This window comes from Bradyrhizobium forestalis (assembly GCF_002795245.1).
Lineage (GTDB): Bacteria > Pseudomonadota > Alphaproteobacteria > Rhizobiales > Xanthobacteraceae > Bradyrhizobium > Bradyrhizobium forestalis.
Map to the genome: position 1 here is coordinate 23,959 of NZ_PGVG01000006.1, position 7,628 is coordinate 31,586.

1 protein-coding gene (running past one end of the window) is annotated in these 7,628 nt (G+C 66.1%); it reads left to right on the forward strand.

The window, feature by feature from the left end; genetic code table 11:
- Positions 1-7,628: part of a tandem-95 repeat protein coding region (locus CVM73_RS40635; protein WP_158237557.1), annotated on the forward strand (this coding region is incomplete at its 3' end). 20,353 nt of the annotated region lie to the left of the window's left edge; the window shows 7,628 of its 27,981 annotated nt.

Genomic DNA, 7,628 nt, shown 5'->3' on the forward strand with positions numbered 1-7,628 from the left:
TCGTCGGCACCGAGGGCGCGGATCTGATCCAGGCGCTCGGCGGCAACGACTTCGTGCTGGGCGGCGGCGGCAACGACCGGATCGAGGCCGGCAGCGGCGACGATCAGGTCGATGCTGGGGCGGGCGACGACTGGATCGACGCCGGCGACGGCGCCGACCGCATCACGGGAGGCGACGGCTACGATACCGTCAGCTTCGAGAACTCCGACTTTCTCGTGCGCGCCGATCTCGAATCGCGCGTCGGCCAGGGCGGCTACGCCCAAGGCGACACCTATATCGGCATCGAGGCGCTGATCGGCTCGCAATATGCCGATCAGCTCGGCGGCGATGCCGGCGACAACCGGCTCGAAGGCCGCGACGGCAACGACCTCCTGGAGGGACGCGGCGGCAACGACACACTGCTCGGCGGCGCGGGTGACGACGTCCTGAGCGGCGGAGCAGGGGCCGACATGCTCGACGGTGGCCTCGGCAACAACACGGCCGACTACAGTTTTGGTGCGACCGGGGTGTCGATCTCGCTGGCTTCCGGCACGGCCCATGGCGGCGATGCCGAAGGCGACATCCTGACCAACATCCAGGACCTGACCGGGACCGATGTCGACGACACTCTGGAAGGCGATACGCTCGCCAACATCCTGTCGGGCGGCCGCGGCAACGACATTCTGATCGGCAATGCCGGCGACGACATCCTGATCGGCGGCCGCGGAGCGGACCAGCTGATCGGCGGTGACGGCATCGATACGGCCGACTACACGCTGTCGACCGAAGGGGTCACCGTCGACATGGCGGACGGCGCCGCTGGCGGCGGCGATGCCCTCGGCGATACCTTCTCCGGCATCGAGATCGTCCAGGGCTCGTATCAGGACGATACGATCAGAGGTGACGCTGGCGACAACCGCATCCGCGGCGGTCGCGGCGCCGACATCATCGACGGGCGCGGCGGCTTCGACATCGCCGACTACAGCAAGGCCGACGAGGGCGTCGCGGTCAATCTGGCGATGGGCCTCGGCACCGCCGGCGAAGCGGCCGGCGATCAGCTCTCTTCGATCGAGATGCTCGTCGGATCGCTTTGGAATGACCTGTTCACCGGCAGCGCCGGCGACGACTGGTTCCAGGGTCTTCGCGGTAACGACGCCATCGCCGGCGGCGCCGGCTCGGATACCTACGTGTTCGGCTTCGACGACGGCCAGGACGTCATCACCGAGCAGGGCGCGGCGACCGACACTGACCGTCTGGTGCTGTCGTCGGCGATCGCGCCGAAGGACGTCTCCGTCATCCGCGAGGGTAACGACCTCCTGCTCGAATTCGAGCGGCAGGATGGCTTCCTGATCGACACCGTGCGCGTCACCGACCACTTCCTCGGCGCCCAGAGCGGCATCGAGGAGGTCGTGTTCGCCAACGGTACGGTCTGGGATCGCGACCGCATCGATCAACTGCAGCAGCTCGGCCGCTTCAATGCCGCCGACGACATCGTGCATCTCGGCGTCGAGGACGAGCCGGTCGTAATCGACCCGGCGACCCTGTTCGCCAACGACGCCGACAGCGCGGTCAACCTGACGCTCGCCGGCGTCGGCAATGCCGTGAACGGCACCGTGCGCGTGCGCGAGGACGGCAAGATCGAATTCCTGGGCGCGCAAAATTACAACGGCGATGCCTTCTTCAACTACACCGTCCGCGACCAGTTCGGCCGCGAGTCCACGGCCCGGGTCGAGGTCGATCTCGCGCCGGTCAACGACGCGCCGACGGCGGTCGATGATCCGCTGGTTTATGGCGTCGAGGACCAGATCCTGCGGATCCGGATCGATACGCTGCTCGCCAACGATTTCGACGTCGACGGCGACGCCGATCTGGAAGGGTTGCATATCGTTTCGATCGCGCCGCTGACCAACACGTCCGGACAGGCGATCGACAGCTACAAGGATATCGACTACCGGTTCGAGGGCAGCAATGTGGCTGCGCGGCTGGATGGCGACTACATCCAGTTCAAGCTGCGTCCTGACTATTTCGGCGCGGCAGGGTTCGTCTACACGCTGGCCGACGCCAGCGGTGCGACCTCGACCGCCAAGGTCGAAATCTCGATCTCGCCCGTCAACGACGCACCGCGCGATCGCGACACCTATCGCTGGATCCGTCTCGGCCAGGATACCACCGTCACGGTCGCCGACCTCTTGGCCAACACCTACGATATCGAGGGCGACAGCTTCACCTTCGTCGGCTTGCATGGCGGTCTCGACAACAACCCCGCCAACAATGGCAACCTGGTGTTCGACGAAGCGACCGGCACAATCACCTTCACGCCGGCTTCGCTCGGCCCGGCAAGCATTGAATATGACGTGATCGACGCGCGCGGCGCGGCGGCGACCTTGACCTACGACTTCAAGGTCAAGCCGCTCAACGACCCGCCGAAGGCCTACAACGACTACGGATATCGGACGCTCGAGGACCAGATCGTCGTGATCGATCCGGCGACGATCCTCGCCAACGACACCGACGAGAACGGCGACACGCTGGTGCTCGACAGCATCGCCCGGTTCGCCGATGGCGGTAAGGTCCGCCTGCGCGACGACGGCATGATCGAATTCCGGCCGACGCCGGACTACAACGGCGCTGCCGGCTTCCAGTACACAATCAGCGACGGCCATGGCGGCACGTCATCCGCCTATGTCGCGATCACGGTGCTGCCGCGCAACGAAGCTCCGGTCTTGCGCAACGACTACGTCAGCGGCCTGGAAGACGGTCCGCTGTTCGTGATCCCCGGCGAGGCGTTCGGCAACGATATCGACGCGGACGGCGACGTGCTGTTCTTCAAGCGCTCGACCGTGCTCGGCGTGGTCGACCACCGCTATCTGTCGGCCGGTTACGAGGTCAGCGCGGCCCTGGCCGACGGCTCGGCGCTGCCGTCCTGGCTGCAGTTCGATCCCGCTACCATGCGATTTGCGGGATCAGCGCCGGCCGGAATGGACCCGCTCTCCGTCGACGTCTGGGTGCGCGATCCCTCCAATGGACGGATATTCAACACGCGGTTCGAACTGACGGCCGGCGACATCTCGGGCGGCTTCGATGCCAGGACCGATGTCCTGAAGGGTTACGAGATCCGCTCCGCCTTCGCGGTCGACTACGAGTTCGACGCGTCCGATCTTGATGCGGACACGACCGTCACGGCCAAGCTCGCCGATGGCTCCGTGCTGCCGTCCTGGCTCAGCTTTAACGCCCAGACACTGCAGTTCACGGGAACGCCGCCCGAGGGGACGACGGATCCGATCAGCGTCCAGCTCACCTTCACGCATTCGGCCGCAGGCGGCGGCAATCCAAAGACCTTCACCGACAGCATGACGCTGGATCCGGCCGCGCTGCCGGCCGGCGTCAGCTATGACAGCCAGATCGCGCTGCTCGACACCAAGAACGGGACGGTTTCGGCCTCGGTCATCGGCGGCCGCCCGCTGCCGGATTGGCTGTCCTTCGACGCAGCGACGCGCACGGTCAGCCTCAGCGGCTTCGCGCCGGATGCGGATGCGCAACTGGCGCGCCTGCAGGTCGTGTTCACGCCGGCGCCGCGCGTGCTTCCTGACGGGACCTATGCCTCGAGCAACCGCGGCTTCACGCTGGAATTCGTCGTCGATCCGCACGGCGATCTCGCGAGTCAGATGACGGCCATCAACCAGGCGCTGGAGGGCGATTCCTATTTCGCGGACCAAGGCCTGTTCGCGCTCGACCTGAAGGGCGCCGGTGCGATCACCGCGACCCGCGAGAGCGGCGCGCCGCTGCCGGACTGGCTGAGCTTCGACCCCGCCACCTTCACCTTCTCCGGCATGCCGCCGGCCAACTGGGTCGGCGCTGTGCCGGTCCGCCTCGATATTGCCGCGGGCAACGGCCATCCGGCGATGTCGATCATCACCGAAGCCGTGGTGGACGACACCTTCAAGATCGCGCCGTTCCCGGCCTCCACGGTCGTCTCGCCCGAGCAAATCAACCTGCAGGTTCCAACCGACTTCAACGGCACGGTCGTGCTGAGCTACGACGCGACCGACGAGAAAGGCGGCGTCTCCGGCAATCCGGCGCTGATCTTCTACGACGTGAAGCCGACGCGCGAGCGGCCGGATACCGCGGTCGACAATCTGACGGGGCGCGAGGGCCAGACCACGCGCTTTGCGGTGACCGACCTGCTGCACAACGACTTCGACCGCGACCGCGATGCCTTGCGCATTCTGTCGCTGGGCCAGCCGGCCAACGGCTCGCTTGTCATCGAGCTCGCCCATGCCGATATCGCGCCGCCGGCCGGCCTCGGCCAACTCGACGGTGCGGTCTGGAGTGCGACGCTCGCGGACGGCTCGGCGCTACCGGGCTGGCTCACCATCGACAGCGCGACCGGCACGCTCTCGGGTGACGTGCCGCTGGCGTTCGCTTCTAACCTCGACATCCGCTTCACGCGGACCCTCGGCGGCGACAGCCAGAGCGCAACCCTGACCCAGCGCTTCGACGGCAATGTCAGGGCCTTCGCCGTCTATACGCCGGCGGATGCCTTCTCCGGCGATGACGGCTTCAGCTATGTCGTGACCGACGACCACGAAGGTCCGTCGACCGGCTCGGCCGTCGTGCACGTCGCCGCCGTCAACGATCCGCCGACCACGGTCGAGGATACGGTCGCGGCGATCGAGGACACGCCGCTGCTGATCGATCCCGCGACGCTGCTGGCCAACGATTTTGACGTCGACAATAACCCGATCCGCTTCGTCGACGTCGCCAACGCCACGCATGGCACCGTCAGCTTCGACGGCACCCATATCGTGTTCACGCCCGACCACAATTTCGAGGGCGTCGCGTCGTTCGAGTATATCGTTACGGACGACACCAACGGCTCGAGCACGGGCAAGGTCGGGGTCAACGTTGCCTCGACCAACCGCGCGCCGATCGCCGCGACCGACGTGTTCGTGACCAACGAGGACACGCCGTTCGAGTTCACGACAGCCGATCTGCTCGGCAACGACAGTGATGCCGACGGCGACACGATCACGTTCCAGTCGCTGTCGCGCAGCGCCGGCAACGGCCGCATCGTCGAGCTGCCCGACGGACGCTGGCAGTTCGTGCCGAACGAGAACATCAGCGGCGCGGTCAATTTCAGCTACACGATCTCCGACGGGCGCAAGACCTCGACCGGGACCGTGACATTCAACGTCGCTGCCGTGAACGATGCGCCGATCGCCAATCCGGACGGAGCGGGGACGGCCAACGATCCGCAGGGCGTGTTCCGGACGACTCAAGACCAGGCGATCACGGTCGACTTCGCCGCGCTGATCGCCAACGACCGCGACGTCGAAGGCGACAGCTTCGAGGTCGTCGAGGTGTTTGACGGCGACCAGGGTACGGTGGTTCGCGTCGGCTCGACCGCGGTGTTCACGCCGAACGCCGGCTATATCGGCGATGCCGGCTTCCACTATCGCGTCACCGACAGCCATGGCGCCTCCAGCGTCGGCTTTGCGACGCTGCTGGTCGCGCCCAACGTGCCGCTGCCGATTCCGGTGTCGGATGCCGGCTTCGAGGTGCTCGAAGACGGTTTCATCGACATCGATCCCGCCGCGCTGATGACGAACGACGTCACGCCTGATGGATCGACCCTGACCTTCGTCGGGCTCGAGGGCGCCGAGTTGCTCGCGAACGGCAAGTATCGCGTCACGCCGGCCGCCAACTTCAACGGCGAGCTGGTGCTGCGCTATTCCGTCAAGAACGAGCAGGATTTCGCAGTCTCGACGACCGTGACGATCAACGTATTGCCGGTCGCCGACGCCCCGGTCGCGCGCCCCGACACGCTCGACATGCGTGAGGACTCGCCGCTGACGCTGTTTGCGAGCCAGCTGCTGGCCAATGACAGCGATGCCGACCAGCAGGCGTTCGTACTGACCCGGATCGTCGCGACCTCGGGCGTCACGGTCACCGATCTCGGCTTCGGCCAACTCCAGATCACGCCGAACGCCGATTTCAACGGACCGGCGTGGTTCGACTACGAGATTGAGGATTCGACCGGACTGACCGCGACGACGCGGGTCAATATCAACGTGGCGGCGGTCAATGACGCGCCCGTCATCTCTGCGGTTCCCGTGCTCAAGGGAATCGAGGATCAGCATTTCAGCGTGGCCCTGCCGGCCGGCTTCGTCACCGACATCGAGGGTGACCCGCTGCTGGTCGAAATCAGAGGCAAGGACGGCACTGCGCTGCCGGCCTGGCTGCAATACGACCCACAGACGAGGATGCTGAGCGGCGATCCGCCCACCAACTTCAATGGCACGATCCAGCTCGAGATCGCGGCGTCCGACGGCACCGCACAGACCGTGCGGGAGCTGCTGGTTTCGATCGCCCCGATCAACGACGCGCCGGCGATCGTCAGCGTGATCGCTGATGTCGATGTGACCGAGGATCAGCCGTTCTCGATCGCGCTTCCGACCGACGCATTCGGTGATGTCGACGGCGACGCCTTGACCTTCGCCGTGACGCTCAGCGGCGGCTTGCCGCTGCCGTGGTGGATTTCGGTGTCCAACGGCCGCCTCATCGGCGCGCCGCCGGCCGACTTCAACGGCAATATCGCGCTTGCGATCACGGCGAGCGACGGTTCGCTGTCGACCTCCGCCAGCTCCCAGCTGAACGTGCTGGCGGTCAACGACGCGCCGGTCCTGGTTCATCCGCTGGACGATCAGGCGGGTCGTGAGGGCGAATCTTTTGATATCGCGCTCGATAGGTCCGCATTTGTCGACGTCGATGGCGACGCGCTGGCGTTCACGGCTCGACTGAGCAATGGGAGCGCATTGCCGTCCTGGCTCAGCTTCGACGGCGCGCACTTCACCGGCACGCCGCCGCAGGGTGTGACCGGGGATTTCGACATCGAGGTCACGGCCAGCGATGATTCGCTGGCGGCAAGCGACGTCTTCCGCCTGACCATCGCACCAGCCAACGACGCGCCGGTGCTGGCGCAGCCGCTGGCCGACATCGTCTCGCCCAAGAACGTCCATGTCACGATCGCAATCCCGGCCGGCAGCTTCACTGATGCCGACGGTGACACGCTGACCCTGACGGCGGCGCTGGCCGACGGCAGTGCGCTGCCTTCGTGGCTGGCCTTCGACGGCACGACCTTCAAAGGCACGCCGCCCACCAACTATACCGGCGTGATCGACATCAAGGTCACGGCGAGCGACGGTTCGCTCTCGGCGAGCGATGTGTTCCGCCTGACGATTCCCTCGGTGAACAACGCTCCTGTGGTCTCGATCCCGCTGCCCGACGTATCCTCGCCGGAAGACAGCGCGGTGTCGGTCGCGATCCCGGCCGGCAGCTTCACCGACGTCAACGGCAACCGGCTGACCTACACGGCGATCCTCTCCAGCGGGGCCGCGCTGCCGTCCTGGCTCTCCTTCGACGGTACCACCTTTACCGGCACGCCGCCGGCCAACTTCAACGGCACGGTCAGCATCAAGGTCACGGCCAGTGACGGCGCGTTGTCGACGAGCGACATCTTCGTGCTGACGATCACACCGGTGAACGACGCGCCGGTGCTGTCGGTGCCGCTGTCCGACGTCAATTTGCCAGAGGATACCGCGCTCTCCTACACGATCCCGACCGGCCGCTTCACCGACGTCGACGGCAAC